This is a genomic window from Bacteroides sp. 519 (assembly GCF_010500955.1).
Lineage (GTDB): Bacteria > Bacteroidota > Bacteroidia > Bacteroidales > Bacteroidaceae > Bacteroides.
Map to the genome: position 1 here is coordinate 292,905 of NZ_QVMJ01000004.1, position 18,403 is coordinate 311,307.

Annotated in this window: 17 protein-coding genes; 11 read left to right on the forward strand and 6 right to left on the reverse strand. The window is 37.2% G+C overall.

Going from position 1 to position 18,403, the window contains the following annotated elements; genetic code table 11:
- The first annotated feature begins 110 nt into the window (after positions 1-110).
- From D0T85_RS06030 to D0T85_RS06070, 9 genes are all read left to right on the forward strand, one after another.
- Entirely contained in the window at positions 111-272 is a 162-nt protein-coding gene (locus D0T85_RS06030; protein ID WP_163211236.1) for a hypothetical protein, read from the forward strand.
- A 292-nt stretch (positions 273-564) separates the two neighbouring features.
- Positions 565-894 (forward strand): DUF1493 family protein, encoded by a 330-nt coding sequence (locus tag D0T85_RS06035; protein WP_163211238.1) that lies wholly within the window; start codon positions 565-567, stop codon positions 892-894.
- A 165-nt stretch (positions 895-1,059) separates the two neighbouring features.
- Positions 1,060-1,383: a hypothetical protein gene (locus D0T85_RS06040; protein WP_163211240.1), complete on the forward strand. Its 324-nt coding sequence runs from the start codon at positions 1,060-1,062 to the stop codon at positions 1,381-1,383.
- A gap of 140 nt (positions 1,384-1,523) precedes the next feature.
- Positions 1,524-1,922 (forward strand): D-Ala-D-Ala carboxypeptidase family metallohydrolase, encoded by a 399-nt coding sequence (locus tag D0T85_RS06045; protein ID WP_163211242.1) that lies wholly within the window; start codon positions 1,524-1,526, stop codon positions 1,920-1,922.
- 86 nt (positions 1,923-2,008) lie between these two features.
- Positions 2,009-2,584 carry a hypothetical protein gene (locus D0T85_RS06050; protein ID WP_163211244.1) on the forward strand — a complete coding sequence of 192 codons (576 nt, stop codon included), beginning with the start codon at positions 2,009-2,011 and terminating at the stop codon, positions 2,582-2,584.
- Positions 2,585-2,699: 115 nt separating this feature from the next.
- Positions 2,700-3,206, forward strand: a complete 507-nt coding sequence (locus D0T85_RS06055; RefSeq protein ID WP_163211246.1) for a hypothetical protein — start codon at positions 2,700-2,702, stop codon at positions 3,204-3,206.
- Between the two features lie 66 nt (positions 3,207-3,272).
- Positions 3,273-3,728 carry a hypothetical protein gene (locus D0T85_RS22485; RefSeq protein ID WP_203558422.1) on the forward strand — a complete coding sequence of 152 codons (456 nt, stop codon included), beginning with the start codon at positions 3,273-3,275 and terminating at the stop codon, positions 3,726-3,728.
- 127 nt (positions 3,729-3,855) lie between these two features.
- Positions 3,856-4,431 carry a helix-turn-helix domain-containing protein gene (locus tag D0T85_RS06065; RefSeq protein ID WP_163211250.1) on the forward strand — a complete coding sequence of 192 codons (576 nt, stop codon included), beginning with the start codon at positions 3,856-3,858 and terminating at the stop codon, positions 4,429-4,431.
- 89 nt (positions 4,432-4,520) lie between these two features.
- Positions 4,521-6,170 (forward strand): AMP-binding protein, encoded by a 1,650-nt coding sequence (locus D0T85_RS06070; RefSeq protein WP_163211253.1) that lies wholly within the window; start codon positions 4,521-4,523, stop codon positions 6,168-6,170.
- Between the two features lie 100 nt (positions 6,171-6,270).
- Here the strand turns inward: D0T85_RS06070 and D0T85_RS06075 are convergent, their stop codons facing one another.
- The 6 genes from D0T85_RS06075 to D0T85_RS06100 all read right to left on the reverse strand — a co-directional run bounded on the left by D0T85_RS06075 (position 6,271) and on the right by D0T85_RS06100 (position 13,471).
- A complete protein-coding gene (locus tag D0T85_RS06075) occupies positions 6,271-7,110 on the reverse strand; it encodes a LytTR family DNA-binding domain-containing protein (protein ID WP_163211255.1) in 840 nt (279 codons plus the stop codon).
- A gap of 497 nt (positions 7,111-7,607) precedes the next feature.
- Complete coding sequence (locus tag D0T85_RS06080; protein WP_163211257.1) at positions 7,608-8,573, reverse strand: phosphatase PAP2 family protein; 966 nt, start codon at positions 8,571-8,573, stop codon at positions 7,608-7,610.
- The gene (locus D0T85_RS06085; RefSeq protein ID WP_163211259.1) at positions 8,564-9,574 is read right to left on the reverse strand and encodes an NAD(P)-dependent oxidoreductase; all 1,011 of its coding nucleotides are present in this window, start codon (positions 9,572-9,574) and stop codon (positions 8,564-8,566) included. The genes D0T85_RS06080 and D0T85_RS06085 overlap by 10 nt, the downstream gene beginning before the upstream one ends.
- Positions 9,575-9,656: 82 nt before the next feature.
- Positions 9,657-10,670: a 2-oxoacid:ferredoxin oxidoreductase subunit beta gene (locus D0T85_RS06090; RefSeq protein ID WP_163211261.1), complete on the reverse strand. Its 1,014-nt coding sequence runs from the start codon at positions 10,668-10,670 to the stop codon at positions 9,657-9,659.
- 1 nt (position 10,671) lies between these two features.
- Complete coding sequence (locus D0T85_RS06095) at positions 10,672-12,528, reverse strand: 2-oxoacid:acceptor oxidoreductase subunit alpha (protein ID WP_163211263.1); 1,857 nt, start codon at positions 12,526-12,528, stop codon at positions 10,672-10,674.
- 394 nt (positions 12,529-12,922) lie between these two features.
- Complete coding sequence (locus D0T85_RS06100) at positions 12,923-13,471, reverse strand: RNA polymerase sigma-70 factor (protein ID WP_163211265.1); 549 nt, start codon at positions 13,469-13,471, stop codon at positions 12,923-12,925.
- Positions 13,472-13,888: 417 nt separating this feature from the next.
- On the opposite strand from D0T85_RS06100, the gene D0T85_RS06105 reads away from it, so the two are divergent.
- Both D0T85_RS06105 and D0T85_RS06110 read left to right on the forward strand, forming a co-directional pair.
- Entirely contained in the window at positions 13,889-14,824 is a 936-nt protein-coding gene (locus D0T85_RS06105) for a FecR family protein (protein WP_163211267.1), read from the forward strand.
- Between the two features lie 256 nt (positions 14,825-15,080).
- A complete protein-coding gene (locus D0T85_RS06110; protein ID WP_163211269.1) occupies positions 15,081-18,398 on the forward strand; it encodes a SusC/RagA family TonB-linked outer membrane protein in 3,318 nt (1,105 codons plus the stop codon).
- Positions 18,399-18,403: the final 5 nt, after the last annotated feature.

Sequence of the window (18,403 nt, forward strand, 5' to 3'; positions counted from 1 at the left end):
AGAAATTTGTCGGGATGTTTGCCAAATTTACTTGGATATAGAATAATTATAATGGAAATAACAGAAAAACAAGATTAAAATTTGTTGGGGTTTCGAAATCGTGGGATGAGATGTTTGATTTTGTGGCAGGTATTAACCCTAAAAATGAAGAAAATTCTTCTAATTCAATAGTCCCACATGTTTTAGGAGGAATAGGAGTTGGATTGGTTGGTACAACAGGGGGAGTAATTCATAAAAATTCTAAGTTTGCAAGAGCCATTTGGAGCAAGTAGAGTTGCTTTGGGGTCATCTAAACATACTTCTATTTTGTCACTCATACTTAGAAAAAATGAAGAAAAAGTAGTCAAACGAATTCCTAACTGGTTGCTCAAGTATTTACCAAAGGCCACTTCAGTTGGAGGACAATTAGGTCGATTGGGGTTACCCTTACACCTGTAGGAATTGGTTTTATAATTTATGATGCGTTCCAACTAGGATATAAATATGGTCCAATTTCTACATATATTGAATATAAAAGAAAGCCAAAGCCATTTAAATCAGTCTTATTAAATTAATATTATAATCATGAATAGAGAATTGATTGATTTCATAATAAAATCAACTACTTTAAAAGAAGAGGTTTTAAATGAAAATGCAAAACTAGAAAAAGATTTATATTTTTATGGAGAAGATGCGGATTTTTTTATGTATAATTATAGTGAATCCTTTCATGTTGACATATCAAATTTAGATTTTTCTCTATATTTTACGCCTGAAATATATTTCTATTTTTACCCTTTATATAGACGTTTTTCTAAACGCTATAAGCAAAAAAAAGATTTAACTATAGGAGATTTAGAAAAAGGCATCAAATATGGTCGCTTAGATGATGAAATTATTTTTATGAAAGACTGACCCTATGTTATAGAAAGAAGAGAAGGAGATACTAGAACTCGTTATAAACAATGAAGTCATCTTGACTTTTATGAATTAGCATAAAAAATAAGGAAGCGTTAACTTTGTAATTGCTAAACAACAAATAACGCTTCCTATGTACATCGATTTAAAGCAAACTAATTTATGATTAAAGACCAAATCAATTTACTAAAGAACAGTCTTTATAATTTAGGACTTTCTTTCTCTGAACAACAAAAGCTTTTTCCTGAATTCGTTGATATTGTAGATGAAGTGGTAGATGACTTTGCCAACTCATTTCAATACCTCCCGTATTTGATGGAAAATAAAGCTATTGAGTATGACACTGTAAGATATATTATTAAGTGCAAAATTCAAATAGATCAAATATGGAATGACGAGGAGAAACTTACTGATGAAAGTTTTGCTTCGGATAAATCTTGGAATTTATTGAGAGGATATGCTAAGAAAGCATTGGAATCATTTTAAAGAATGTCTCACTCTTCTTTTTACAGACAAGCAGTAGCTTGTCTGTGTCCCTTGATACTTTATGTCTTATCTTAGATTATTAACATCCTGGCAGATAAAAGATCTGTTGGGATGTTCTCCCTTACTTAATTATAAATCAAATGACCCACTTCACCCTCCCGGAACTCTGTCGCAGCGCTACAGCCCGGAAATACAAAATAAACAACGAATGTTCCCTCGACCACATTCAAAAACTAACCTCTTTAGTAACCAATGTACTTGATCCGCTTCGCGAGGCTTGGGGCAAACCCATATATGTAAACAGTGGATATCGATCGGCTGCATTAAACAGGAAATTGAAAGGAGCACCAAACTCGCAGCACTTAACCGGCGAAGCTGCCGATATTACTACCGGAAGCATAGCGGGTAATAAACAACTGTTTGAACTGGTGCAAGCGTTGAATCTTCCGTTTGATCAACTGATTGACGAGAAAGGATTCAGGTGGGTACATGTTAGTCATCGGGAAAAGAGGAATCGGGGGCAAGTGTTGAGGAAGTGAGGGAAAGTTTCGTTATCTTTGCCTAAGTCGCTTGTAATTAATGGAGTAACGCATACATATAGGTCGCAAGTATTATGAAAAAAAACATGTTATTATTAATCGTTTTATTATTTTTAAGCTGTTCTTCATCAAAGAATACAAAAATGATAGTGAAGTATAGCCAAAAAGAAGATGTTATCTCTCTTGTTATATCAGACTTTATAAAGACATGTAGATTGTATAAAGAAGATTCTGTTTTTTTTATTTCTTTTCTTGATACTGTGCATGGGTTAACTCTAAAAAGAACAGAAAACACTTATGTATGGGTTCGCGATACGATTTATGAAGATCTGATAGCAGTCAGCATATCTGGAGGACGTAGTAAATGGTTGTATGGGCAGTTTAGCAAGTTGCCTCCTATTCAATACATAGAGAAAAATGACAGACTCTTTTATTGGTTAGAAGATTATCCATCATCTGATGAGATACTCAATGTATTGCAAAAATATGATATGTTACAGTATGATGAAGGAGGATGGATTAAAATGCCTGATGCAGTAATTGATGATTCCAAGAAAGGTGCTGATTATTATTTTTGTAGAAATAATATATTGAAATATAAAAAGATTATTACTAGTAAAGGTACTGGGTATTATAAACCTCCTAAAGTAAAATGTAATTAAATTATTATACTCTAGCTTAACATCCTGACAGATTTATCGGTCGGCAGGTAAGCAACTGTTTGAACCTGGTGCAATCGTTGAATTGATGAGATAGTGTTTAAAATGGACAGTAATTATGAAAAAATTATATCTGATTGGAGGATTCCTTTTAATTCTATCTTGTGGAAATCATAGAGAAAAGATAGCAATATCTATTTTTGATTCTACAAGACTAAATAAAGATTTTATAGAATTGATACATCCAAAACTACGTGAAGGAATATTGGAGTTAGTAAATGATAGTACTCTTATCCAGTTTTATCCCGAGATTGAAATGAAGGAAAGTTGCTTGGTTCTATATTCTATGGTTAATCCAGAACTAAAAGGAATCTATTTTTCTGATACTACTTTAAATATTACTTTCAATTCTGATGTTCTTTCTTTTGATAATTATAAAGGGGTTATAAATGTCGAAGGCTACAATATAGCTATTTTCGATGCCTATAATTTTATGGGAAACTATTATAATATGGATAGTTTACAAAATACTCCTTACTCTAAATTCAAGAAATATTCTTTAAACATAATAGAAACAATGAGTTATTATTTAAAGAATGGGCAGTTATATTATTGGAATCCTTAGCATATTTAGACATTCTAATATTACTAACATCCTGACAAACAAAATTATGGACCTAAATTATAGTACATGAAAACAAGAATTATATTTTTTTCTTTTATTATATTCATTATATCTACTTCATGTGTATCAAACAAGCATACAGAAATTACACATATAAGAAATATTGATTCAACGCATGTTGCATCGAAGTTATACGAAGTATACAAAATTGATTCTATTAATAATTACTATTTGATTTACTTAAGGAAGGATTCCCAAAAGTATAAAGTAGTATCGAAAATGGAATATGTACCATTTGGCAAGAAAATAAAGTTGGGTACTAAGTATGATTTTTCTTTAGAATCATTGTTTGATGTTGATATTTCAATAAATGGAATAAATGTGAATCCTGCTCATACATCTTTAGTAGAATGTATTTATGTAGATAAAATGACTTATGTTTGCATAGAAAGGAACGACTCTATATTTGACTTGTTTCGTGCGAAAAATTTAACAGGTTTATATATTCATAAAGCGTTTTAGAATACCTGTTTACTGTATCCAAATCTTATATTCTTTGCATAAAATTGCGCATATAATAAAGATTTGATTAAATTTGCAGCCGTTTAATATTAAATCATCACTATTTCACTAGCAAAGACAAACAATTATGGATACGAGTAAAATTGTAGGCGAGAAAATTAAAGCGCTTCGTGAAAGCAAATCAATCAGTATTGAAGAACTAGCAGAACGTTCGGATTTGGCAGTAGAACAAATTCAACGGATTGAAAACAATATAGACCTGCCATCACTGGCACCTCTTATTAAAATAGCACGTGTATTGGGCGTACGGCTGGGAACATTCCTCGACGATAACGATGAAACAGGACCGGCAATTTGCAGAAAAGAAGGAGCCACAGATAGCATCAGCTTCTCTAACAATGCTACACATTCGCGCAAGCACATGATGTATCATTCACTGGCAAAATCAAAAGCCGACCGCCACATGGAGCCTTTTATCATTGAAGTATCTGCCACCGAAGACAGTAACTTTGTTCTCTCGTCGCACGAAGGGGAAGAGTTTATTATGGTACTCGAAGGCACTATGGAAATAAGCTATGGCAAACATAAATACATTCTTGAAGAAGGAGACAGTATTTATTATGATTCGATTGTACCTCACCATGTACACGCTTTCGAAGGAAAAGCTGCAAAAATATTAGCTGTAATTTACACTCCACTATAAATTAGTTGAGAGTTAAGAGTTGAGAGTTGAGAGTTGCCATGCGGCATCATAACTCTCAACTCTCAATTCTCAACTCTCAACAACTAATTATGAAGTTATATGATAGAACTTTAGGCCAATGGCTTGAGCATTGGGCTGAAGTAACTCCGGAAAAAGAAGCCATTGTTTATTCCGACCGTAATCTCCGATTCACATGGAAAGAGTTGGATAACCGGGTAAATGATATGGCCAAAGGGTTGATATCCATTGGTGTAACCCGCGGAACCCATGTAGGAATATGGGCAGCCAATGTACCCGATTGGTTAACCTTGCTTTATGCCTGCGCTAAAATTGGTGCGGTATATATCACTGTAAATACCAACTATAAACAAACCGAGTTGGAGTATCTGTGCCAGAACTCGGATATGCACACATTATGCATTGTGAATGGTGAAAAGGATAGCGATTTTGTACAGATGACGTATAATATGCTGCCTGAACTTAAAACCTGTCAACGCGGACACTTGAAGAGCGAAGCCTTTCCATATATGAAGAATGTTGTATATGTAGGGCAGGAAAAGCATCGCGGCATGTACAATACCTCCGAACTTCTGTTGCTTGGCAATAACATTGAAGATGAATGCCTCAATAAACTCGAAAGTCAGGTAAGCTGCCACGATGTGGTGAATATGCAGTACACTTCCGGTACTACCGGATTCCCAAAGGGAGTAATGCTTTCTCATCATAACATTGCTAACAATGGTTTCCTTACAGGCGAACACATGCAGGTTACAGGCGATGATAAACTTTGCTGTTGTGTGCCCTTGTTCCATTGCTTTGGAGTGGTGTTGGCTACCATGTGTACGCTTACCCATGGCGCTACTCAGGTTATGGTAGAAAGATTTGATCCTCTGGTAGTGCTGGCTTCCATACACAAAGAACGATGTACTATGTTGTACGGTGTTCCAACAATGTTTATTGCAGAACTTAACCACCCAATGTTCGAAATGTTCGATGTGTCGAGTTTGCGTACCGGCATTATGGCAGGATCTCTTTGTCCGATTGAACTGATGAAACAGGTGCAAGAAAAGATGTTCATGCGCATAACCAGCGTTTACGGCCTTACAGAAACTTCTCCGGGGATGACTCAAACCCGCATAGGCGATTCTTTCGAAGTGCGTTGCAATACAGTAGGAAGTGATTTTGAGTTTACCGAAGTGAAGGTTCTTGATCCTGAAACCGGTGAAGAATGTCCGGTTGGGGTACAGGGAGAAATGTGTTGCCGGGGATACAACGTAATGAAAGGTTATTATAAGAATCCCGAAGCCACAGCCGAAGTAATCGACGCAAACGGATTTTTGCACTCGGGCGACCTTGGAATAAAAGACGAAGATGGTAACTATCGCATTACCGGACGTATTAAGGATATGATTATTCGTGGTGGCGAAAACATCTATCCCCGCGAAATAGAAGAATTCCTGTATAAACTCGAAGGGGTAAAGGATGTTCAGGTAGCTGGTATTCCATCACCCAAATATGGCGAGGCAGTGGGTGCTTTTATTATCCTTAAAGAAGGTGCACAGCTCGAAGAATCGGATGTGCAGGATTTCTGCCGCAATAAGATTGCACGCTATAAAATACCTAAGTATATATTCTTTATCAACGAATTCCCCATGACCGGAAGCGGTAAAATACAGAAGTTCAAACTAAAGGAACTAGGGGTGCAACTATGCAAAGATAAAGGAATTGAAATAATTTGATTAGTAGATAGTAGTTAGTAGATAGTAGTTAGTAGCAAGAATCCATGCGGCATCGCTACTATCTACTAGCTACTATCTACTATCTACTAACTACTATCTACTAACTACTAATCATAAACCAGTGGGTTACTTTTTCATTATAAGTCTTAGAGATCGGTATATCCGGCACATTTTCTAAACCGAATTCCATATAAATTCCATCCTTTTGCCTGCGGATAACTTTTACTTGCGAAAAGTTTGCAATGTACGATCGGTGACAACGTAGTACACTTGTATCTTTGAGGCTTTCTTCAATTGCCTTCAAAGAATTGCGAAGCATAAATTTAGTCAGTTGTCCTTTGTTTAAGTACCAGATATACACATAATTGTCTGCCGATTCAATGTATAACAAATTACTTTGTGTAACAGATAGTCGGAGTTCATTTTTCTCATCATAGAACGAGTGAACTACACTTCTTGATGTACGCTCTTGTCTTTCTTCTTCCAGTTGGCGGATGCGTTCGCGACTTTCTTGATATGAGAGCCACAGATGAATGGCAGAATAAGGAAGTAACAGAACAAGTGCAGTATTAATAAACGACTCACGGAACACTGTTAACCACTCTCGTTGTGGATTTACCGAAAGTGTATAAATGGTATAGAAAAGAGACATACTGAATATTTCCAAAGCAATCCATATAGCATATTGGCCAGTATTAATAATGTGACGTTTGCCCCAATAAAACATTATGATACGACTAATTACTACAACAAGTACCCCAGTAAGTATAATCAAACTGGAAAATATAAAGAACTTAAATTCCGAAACCTGATACCAATTGGGAGAGTTGAATGGCTTATATATATTAATGAAGACGAGTGCAAAAAATGCCGTCAACAGAATAAGGCGGATAATATTGCCCTTTTGTAGAATGTAATCGGGAACTTTTCTTTCAAACATGGTTACTCTGTTTCATTATGCGGAACAAATATACATAATTATTGAGGTTACTTTCGTCCCTAAATACCAATTTTTATCCCTAAATGCAGTTTTTCGTCCCTTACGGTACTTGGTAACAACATAAATTTGATAAGAAGCATTTTGTGTTGTTTATTTGCATCCGATACAACACAAGCACATTAGCGAGTGTAAAAATTGTACACGGAAAATAGCAGGTTTTATTGCACATTTACCCTGCTGTTATAGCGTAAAGCACTCCTCCTTCGGCGGAAGGGGGAGATTCCGTATACTTGTAGGAGGAGGTAAAGTGAGGTAAAGGAGGTAGGGGAGGTAAAGTAGCGATGCCGAATATAAGTAGATAAAGGAGATAAAGATAATAAAGGGGATAAAGTAACGATGCCGATTATAAGTAGGTAAAGTAATAAAGAAAATAAAGGAGGTAAAGTAACCGCATGGAACTTTATCTCCTTTATTTTCTTTATCTCCTTTACCTACTTTCACTTAAACATCGGCACTGCAAACCATTTTTTAAACATCTTGGTAACGATTACATAAAGTGGGAATGCTGATACAAATCCTACAATAGAATCAATCAGATAATGTGCCTGTATATATACAGTGGCCAAACAAAGACAAAGATAAAATGGGAAGAGGAAAAGGAATAATTTCTTTGTTGCTCTCCATGCCATAATCATTAGTATGGTAGACATGGCTACATGCGAACTGGGGAAAGCTGCTGTAGGACGTTCGCCAACCTTTTGTGTAAGCTTTACCAGGTTGTGGAAGAAACCCTGTTCGTACTCAGGAGCCGGAACAAGTTCTATATTGTGGTCGAAATAATCGCCTATGGGAGGAAAGATACCATTTGCCACATTCTCGTATCCAATAACCGGAAAGTAGAACTGTGGACCTGCACAGGGTACAAATATAAAGACGAAATAGTACACAAAGAAACAGGTAACAAGTACAAAAGATAACTTCTCGAAAAGATCGAATCGATAAATGAAATAGAACATGGCAACGAGTACAATCATGGGGTAATAGAAGAAATAACCCATGTTAAGCGGTTCACTGATCCATATCTGTGGGAAGTTCTTAGCGAAAAGAATAGCTGGCTGACAGCCAAATGTCCACTGTTCGGCCGAAGCAAAAACGTGGTCAAGATTGGGAAGTACTCTGTTTATCTCGAAAGTATCCGGATACCAGTAAGAGAGTAAACTCATTTGAACTGCAATGCGAATAAAAGCTGTGAGTTTACATGGTGCCAGTCTGTACAGATACATTAATAAAAATGTCATACCAGCAATCGCAGCCCTGTCGCGCAACATTATCAACGGATGATCCATCCGTTGGAATAGAAATAAGATTAAAATGGCGGTTAATAAGTTATAGATCAGTGAGACCTTTTCTACAGCAAATAATCCTTTTCGTGTTTCAACCTTCTTTAATAAGTCTAAAGCCATTCTTTTTGTTTATACCAGGCAATTGTTTCCTTAACTCCGGCCTCCAGATTATATTCAGGAGTATATCCCAGTTCATCTATAAGTGGAGAAATGTCGCATTGCCAGTTTCGTTGTTTCATTATTTTGTATTTATCCGAATTAAGCGTACTGCTATTACCTGATAAATTTGCATAAAATTCAGCCAGCAAAGATATAGCTTTTAAAATAAATAACGGACATTTTATGTGAAATACAAACGGACTGCCTAGTTCTTTTTTTATTAAATCGGCAAATGTACTGCTCTGATACACACTTCCATCGGTTACAGTATAAGCGCGGCGCGAAATGTTTTTATCAATTCCCAGAAAGATTGCATTAACAAGATCGTTAACATACACAAATGTTAAGTCTTGCCGTTTAAAACCTACCGAGAAATCAAAATGTTTTTTTATGGATTTAGCCATCAGGTAATAATCCCTCTCACGGGGGCCGTAAACTCCTGTTGGCCGATAAAACACGTAAGGAAATCCCGGAATACTTTGAATATACAATTCGGCTTTTAGTTTACTTAGCCCATAATCGGTATTTGGTGCCGGTACATCTGTTTCACGTATAGGGGCATAGTCTGTTTCGTGTATGGGACCAAATATACTTAAGGTACTGATGTATACAAATTGCTGAGGAACCATGTTTAGTTCCTTTAGTGTATCAATAAAATATTTGGTTTGCAGGTAGTTAACCTTCTCGAAGTTTTTAGAATTGTTTGTTTTTGTTAGTCCGGCACAGTGTATAATATAATCGAACTTATTGTAAGTGCCCTTATAACCGGATAGTTGTGCCCGCAACTCATTGGGGTGTGCAAAATCAAGTTCCAGGAAATGAATTTTTCTGTCGGTAAGATATTCTTTACTGCTCGAAGAACGGATACCGGCCCACACATTATATTTGCGCTTCACCGCCTCCTGAACAATGAAACTTCCTATAAATCCACTTGCGCCTGTAATTAGAATACTCTTTGCCACAATTTAGTTATGAGTAGTGAGTAGTGAGTTTTGAGTTCGGTGCCGCATGGATACTCATAACTCAAAACTCATAACTCAAAACTTATTTCACTTCCCAAACTTCACCCATCATAAGTAATTCATTCAGGGTTCTATTTGTTTTTTTAGCTTTTACTTCTTCTATCTGTTGATAGATACACTCGTTATACGAAGGTGCTTCAACATCACGGATAACTCCCAGTGCTATGGGGAAATCGGGTCCCGACATAAGGGCCAGTTTCATGTGCAGGGTATTATCTTCGCAATGTGCATCGTGTACCAGCAGATCTTTCTCTGTAATTCCGTTTTCGCCCAGTTTCACTACTTTAAGCCCGAAACCTTGCTGCATTAAACCAAATTCATTGTTTTCGCCAAAGATCATGGGTTCACTTTGTTTCAGGTAGATAGCATTCTTTGCACGGTCGGCTTTTGTAGCAACCATGCTTTGCGAACCTTCATTAAAGATAACACAGTTCTGAAGAACTTCTGTAACCGATGCACCTTTGTGTTTTGCTGCTGCAACAAGCACTTCAACAGAGTTAGGACCATCTACATCAACACAGCGGGCAAAGAAACGACCGCGTGCTCCAAAAGCCAGTTCGGCAGGGCGGAACGGATCTTCTACAGTTCCATAAGGCGAAGATTTAGTCACCATACCACGAGGCGAAGTAGGAGAATACTGTCCTTTGGTTAATCCGTAAATCTGGTTATTCAATAATACAATATTTACGTCTACATTACGCCGAAGGATATGAATAAATTGGTTACCACCAATTGCCAAACCATCGCCATCGCCCGAAATCTGCCAAACAGATAGTTCAGGATTTGCTACTTTAACACCTGTAGCAATAGCAGCTGCACGTCCGTGTATGGTATGGAAACCATAAGTGTTCATGTAATAAGGTAAGCGCGAAGAACATCCGATACCTGAAATAACAGCAATGTTGTGAGGCTCAACATTTAGTTCGGCCATTGCTTTATGCAAGGAACTAAGAAAAGCATGATCACCACATCCGGGACACCAACGCACCAGTTGTTCACTCTTATAATCTTTGGGGCTATATTTCATTTCACTCATTTTACTTTTCCTCCATTATTTTATTGAATTCCTCAACCAGTCTTAATACATTAAAAGGCTGACCTTTTACGCGGTTAAACTGTTTTATATCAACACATGGTGCTTTTGTGCGAAGTATTGCAGCAAACTGTCCGGTGTTTTGTTCGGCTACAACTACTTTGGGGTATTTTTTCAGAATCTCTTCTGTATTTTTAGGTAATGGGCTGATGTGCTTGAAGTGGGCCAAAGCAACCTTTTTACCTTCCTGTAGCATTATTTCCAGTGCCGAGTAAAGATGACCGTAGGTACCACCCCATCCAACAATTAGTAGTTCGGCATTTTCTACATCTCCTATAACTTCTTGTTCGGGGATAACTTCTGCTATCTTATCAATCTTTGCCTGACGGGCAACTGTCATTTTCTGATGGTTGCTTGCATCGGTCGAGATAACACTGGTATCATAGTCTTTTTCAAGTCCACCAATTCTGTGTTGGAATCCGGGTGTTCCTGGTTTAGCCCAGTAGCGTACCATGTTTTCCGGATTGCGGTGATAGGGCTTCCAACCCTCTTGCATGGTTGGTTTTATATAAGGAGGTTTAATTTCCGGATAGTTCTCTAAAGTAGGGATTTTCCATGCAGCGGCACCATTAGCAATATAACCATCGGTTAATAAAATAACCGGAGTCATGTGTTCCAATGCTATTTTTGAGGCAGTATAAGCAGCATCAAAACAGTCGGTTGGCGAAGTAGCAGCAATAACAACCAATGGGCTATCGCCATTACGGCCAGACATTGCCTGGAACAGGTCGGATTGTTCGCTCTTTGTGGGCAGCCCTGTTGAAGGTCCGCCTCGTTGAACATTTACTACCACAAGTGGAAGTTCGGCAATTACTGCCAGGTTTATTGCTTCACTTTTCAAACAAACACCCGGGCCCGAAGTGGTAGTTACTCCAAGTGATCCTGCAAACGATGCACCGATAGCACTACAACAACCCGATATCTCGTCTTCGCATTGTACAGTTACAACGCCAAGTTCCTTGAACTTAGCCAGATAATGAAGTATATCTGTTGCCGGAGTTATAGGATACGATCCTAAGAACAAAGGTATGCCTGCTTTTTCGGCAGCGGCAACAAGTCCGTAAGCTGTGGCCAGGTTACCGTTAACATCGGTGTAAAATCCTTTTTCTTTTTTCCCTTTAGATTCAATGCGGTATGTAGAAACCGATGCATGGGTATTGTGCCCAAAATTATAACCATCGGTAAGTACTTTTGTATTGGCTTCGGCAATAACAGGTTTCTTTGCAAATTTGTTTTGCAGCATGTGTATTGCATATTCTAATGGGCGGTTAAACAGCCAGCATACAATTCCCAGTGCAAACATGTTCTTGCAACGTAGTATTGCTTTATTATCGAGTCCGGTATCCTTTAGGCTTTCCTTGCACATAGAAGAGATTGGAGCATCGATAACCTGATTATGGATACCGAGTTCGGCAAAAGGATCGTCTGTGGTATAAAGAGCCTTTTCCAAATCTTTCTTAGTAAAAGAGTCTGCATCGATAATAATAACAGAATGAGGGGTAAGGAACTTTGCATTTGTTTTCAACGCTGCCGGATTCATTGCTACAAGAACGTCGCATTTGTCGCCCGAAGTGTAAACTTTATCAGCCCCAATATGCACCTGAAAGCCTGATACTCCACTTAAAGTACCTTGTGGTGCACGAATCTCAGCCGGATAATCAGGAAATGTAGAAATATCATTACCTACCACAGCTGATAGATTGGAGAAAATATTACCGGCTAACTGCATTCCATCACCAGAGTCACCCGAGAAGCGAACTACTACTCTCTCCAGTTCTTTAACCATCATTTCATCTGCCATAATCTTGTCATTTAGTTTTAAATTCAGTTCCTGAGCTATATAGCAAAGGAACGACAAAGGTCGCAAAGTTATACGACTTAGCAAAATGTTTTTTTAAATATCTAACATGCGATGATATAAATGTTTTCTAAAAACGCGTTTTTGGAAATTTGTGTTAGCAAAATTGTTAATTTGTGATAGTTGAAGCAAATATTCTGAATCATTTTGATATTAGCACGGTTGACTATAATTCTGTATTTTTATTCATTATCGAAGCTTTGTGTAAGCTAATTGTGGGTATTTTATTTATTTTGAGATAGAACTTCCGCTGTTTTTGAATCTTATTGTAGATTTTGTTATTCGCTGACCAGCCGAATCATGTCGTTAGGTTAAAGAACTTTGAGTTGCTTACAACTCAAAACAAATAATCTTTCAATTCTTGTCGTAACAGCTTTAATGCTTTCGTTATATGAAATTCAACACTCTTAACAGATATGCCAAGGTCGGAAGCTATTTTTTTGTTGGGAGTATCATGATGCCTGCTTAGGGTATAAATGCGGCGACTTTGTTCGGGAAGTTTTTTCAAAGTCTTTTCTACAATAGCCTGAATTTCGGAATCGAATATTCTATCTGGTTCGGATGCTTCGAGGGTAGAAATGCGCAGGTTTAATTCGCGTTGCGCATGTTCGTTTATATTTTCTTCGGCCCGGTAGCGAACTTGCAAATGTGCCAGATAGTTCAGTGCTTTATTTTTTATAATGGTGAGAAGCAGTCCATGCAAATTAACAGAGTCGTCCCAACGATCCCGGTTTTCCCATAAAGAAATCATTGACTCCATTAAAATATCTTCTGCATCTGCCCAATTCCGAATGTATGAATAAGCAAATGATAAGAACTTCTCCTGATTTTCCTGAAAAAACCGGGAGAATGTATCTATATTGTGTAAATTATCAGACTCAGGCATTAACTATTTGCTAGTTATTTCATGGCAAAGAAAGATATCCTTTTTGGATTATACAAGAGGGGGCATGATATTTTTTCTGATCTGGTAAAATAATGCATTGAAACAGCTTTTTAAAACAATTAAGTAACACAATTGAAAATCAACAAATTACAGTACCACTTATTTTTTAGGCTTGAGAAAAAAGTACCACCAATCGTTTTAGGCTTGAGAAAAATGTATCATGCCGGTTGAGACAAAAGTATCACCACTAAGATACTTTTGTACCACAAGCGTGATACTTTTGTACCACAAGCATGATACGAAAACAAAAAACTTCCTCTCACCGTTAGGGTTCTTTGCCCCTCACCTGTTATATTAGTAACAAGAGAAAAAAAATCACCTCAAAAAACATACAACTAGAAAATTGGTATTAGTAAGATGAATCAAACAACATTACATAAATATTTCCGGGGAGACACTTCGGAAACAGAAGAAAAATTCATTCTAGACTGGGTAGAAGAATCGGAAGATAACAGAAAGTTATTCCAAAAAGAACGGATGCTTTATGATATTACACTGTTTCATAATACAACAGAAAAGAAAAATAACAATATACAAAAGCGTTCTTTGAGCATTACAAAGTGGACTGTGCGAATTGCCGCCTCAGTAATAGTTATTTTAAGTGGTTGGACATTATTAAGAGAGAATCAATATAGGAAGGAGGCCCCATTACAAACAATTACTGTACCTGCGGGGCAAAGAGCTGAGGTGATGTTGGCAGATGGGACTAAAGTATGGTTAAACTCAAAATCTACTTTAACCTATGCTGCCAACTTTGGAAAAAACAACCGAAAGGTTGAATTAGATGGTGAAGCCTATTTTGAAGTTACCAAAAACACAAAAATGCCGTTTTTTGTGCATACCGAAACAAACAAAATAGGTGTGGTAGGAACTAGTTTTAATGTAAATGCGTACCGGGGAACAAACGAATTTGAAACAATATTGGTTGAAGGAATAGTTGATATATACAACGCTAACGCTACCAAACCAATTACCCGGCTCGAAAAAGATGAGATATTTTCTTCAAACAAAGATAATGTTTCTAAAAGAAAATCAAACGCTAACGATTATCTCAGATGGAAAGAAGGGGTATATGCTTTCGACGATTCATCTTTTGAATATCTGATAAATAAACTGGAAAAATATTATAATGTGAAATTTATAATTGATAATAACAATGTTATGGATTACCATGTTACAGGTAAATTCAGAGCCGAAAACGGTGTAGAACATATACTAAAAACAATTCAGAAAGATCATTGTAAGTTCAATTATTCAATTAACAAAGATAACGATACGATAAGAATTTACTAACAAAATAAATACTTAACACGAAAATATGAAAAACAACTTAAATTTAATACTAACTTTATGAAAGGAATAAGGAAAGGAATAACAAAATAAGCAAAAAGAAAATCGGAAAGTACCCCCATACTTTCCGATTCGAAACAGTCACAAATCGACCTTAATCAATTTATTAACTTAACACGATTACAAAGATATATATAAATTTTCTTTGTAGGAGCTTTATTGCCCAAAAAAGTTTTAAATTGAAGCTTATTTTACAACTATGAAGATAAAGTTCATTTCTCTTCTATTCGTAATTTTATGTGCTTATTCGGGAAAAATACATTCGCAAAACGCAAAAGTAACAATCACACAATCCGATATTAAGGTCAACGACTTGCTTAATCTTATTGAATCGCAAACAAATTACCTGTTTGTTTACAATAAAAGAAATATTGACCTTAGGCGCAGAGTAAATATCGATATCAAGGAGAAAACCGTTTCCGAAGTCCTATCAGAAGTATTTAAAAACACTGGTATTAAATACATTATGGAAGGAGATAATATTATATTAACCAAAAGCAAAGAATTGCCGGTGTTACAACAAAACTCTGTTGTAATTAAAGGTAATGTTACCGATATGAAAGGTGAAGAAATTATTGGTGCAACAGTGGTTGAATATGGCACTCGGAACGGAGCCATCACTAATGCATCGGGAAATTTTACAATCACTGTATCGCCGGAAACCGAATTGCTTATTTCCTACCTGGGCTATAAAACACAAATCATATCAATAAAAGAAAATACATACATAACAGTACGATTGGAAGAAAACACCCAGATACTGGACAATGTTGTTGTTACAGCAATGGGTATTCGCAAAAAAGAATCTTCGCTAACCTACTCTACCCAATTAATTGATGGTGAGGAATTAACACGTGCCAAAGATATCAATCTTATTCATACTTTAGCCGGAAAAACAGCTGGTGTGCAAATTGCTCGCAATTCATCCGGTTTAGGAGCATCGGCCAAGGTTTTAATCAGAGGAAACCGTTCTATTAACGGAAACAATCATCCGCTATATGTTATTGATGGAGTTCCTATGCTTAATAATAGTAATGAACAAGCGGTGTCGGCTATTGGTGGAATTGCCAACTCGGGAAACCGTGATGGAGGCGATGGAATTTCTAATCTTAACCCCGACGATATTGAAAGTATTAATATCTTAAAAGGTGCTTCGGCAGCAGCATTGTATGGTTGGCAGGCTGCTAATGGAGTTATATTAATCACTACCAAAAGAGGAAAACCAGGAGTACAAAAGGTAACGTTTTCATCAACCCTAACCACCGATAATGTTATTTCCCTACCCAAATACCAAAACAATTATGGCATGCACCCTATTGAAAAAAACAGTTGGGGCAAGAGGAATGAACAACAACAAAACTTCAACAATACCAACGATTTTTTTAATACAGGTATTACTACCATAAACTCTATTGCTTTTACTACAGGTAACGAAAAAGTGCAAACCTATTTTTCGTATGCAAATACGTATGCCGAAGGAGCCATCAAGACCAACAACCTGGCAAAGCATAACATTAGTTTTCGCGAAACAGCCGGCTTCTTCAATAACAAATTAACCCTGGATGCCAACTTAAACCTGATGATCCAGACTGTAAAAAACAAACCTACATCTGGTGGATATTATATGAATCCGCTGATAGGACTCTATACTTTTCCACGGGGCGAAGACATATCCGAATACAAAAATAAGTTCGAAGTTTTTGATCCGGAAAGAAACCTGAACCGCCAAAACTGGTACACATCGTACCAGGATTTTGAACAAAACCCCTACTGGTTATTATACCGGGCAAAGAGCAAAGATAAACGTATGCGTGCCATAGCATCGTTAACAGCAACTTTGAACATTACCAACTGGCTTACTTTGCAAGCCCGGGGCACTGTTGATTATGTAAACGATGACTATGAACAAAAGATGTATGCCACTACTGCCCCTTCGATTGCAGGCGACAATGGCCGTTATATAACCTATAACTATAAAGAGTCTTTGGCGTATGGAGATGTAATGGCACTGATTAATTACGACTGGAACAACTATTCTTTTCAGGGAGCACTGGGAAGTAGTATTACCAGTACAAATGTTTCGTCGTTGCGGTTAGACTCTAAAACGGCATCATTATACTACCCCAATGTGTTTACGGTGGCCAACATCCGGATGAATCAGGCAGCCTATATCCAACAACAACAGGAAGAAAAACGCATTCTGCAATCAGTTTTTACAACACTGCAACTGGGTTGGAAAAAAAGTCTTTACCTTGAAGTAACTGCCCGCAACGATTGGTCGTCGACCTTGGCGTTTACCAAAAGTATGGGGTTTTTCTATCCGTCGGTAGGTGTATCGTGGGTATTAAATAAAACACTCAAATTACCCGAATGGCTATCGTATGGTAAATTAAGAGCATCGTGGGCTAAAGTTGGTAACGACCTACCTATTTTTATCAGCAATATAAAACCCGGCAGTAACGATATTATTGGTGCCGGAGGTTCAATAATTAGCTATTCGGGTGCACCGTTGGGCGATTTGAAACCAGAAATGAGTACATCGTGGGAATTGGGTTCCGAATGGAAATTCTTTAATTACCGGGCCGATATAGATATTACTTACTATAAAACCAATACCCGCAATCAGCTGTTTACAACACCTACATCGGCAGGAGCTCCCTATAAATATCATGTAGTTAATGGCGGAAATATAGAAAACAAAGGTATTGAAATTACTATGGGGGTAGTTCCTGTTTTATTGGAAAACTTTTATTGGAAAACCCAATTTAATTTCTCTACCAACAAAAATAAAGTAATAGAAATACATCCCGACCTTAATATGGTTATTTATGGCGATGAAGGATTTTCTTCATCCTATTCAATGAGGCTACTTAAAGGAGGATCGTTTGGTGATATCTATGGAAAAGCATTTGAACGCGACGATAACGGAAACATTGTAATCCATACCAATAGCGAAGGAAACCCCATTCCGGGAGTTATTGGCGAAGGTAATACCATTAAGGTAGGAAACTGCTCGCCCAACTTTTTACTGGGATGGAACAATACTTTCAGATACAAAGACATTACTGTATATCTCCTTATCGACGGTAGGTTTGGCGGAGATGTTCTTTCGCATACAGAAGCCGAACTCGATCAGCGGGGTGTTAGCAAACGTACAGGCATAGCCCGCGATCGTGGCTATGTGGATATTAACGGAACCCATATTGATCCTAAAGACTTTTATACAGCCATCAGCGGACGTTCTGGCTGTACCGAGTTTTATATGTTCGATGCTACAAATATTCGTTTGCGCGAACTATCAATCGGATATTCTTTTCCTAAAAAACTATTAGGAAAAAGCAATATCTTCGAAAACATACAGCTATCTTTTGTAGGACGAAATCTTTTCTTCTTCGCAAAGAAAGCTCCTTTCGACCCCGATGCAACACTTTCTATTGGTAACGATAACCAGGGAATTGATGTATTTGGAATGCCATCTACACGAAGTTTCGGTTTTAATGTTAAATTTGTATTCTGATAAAT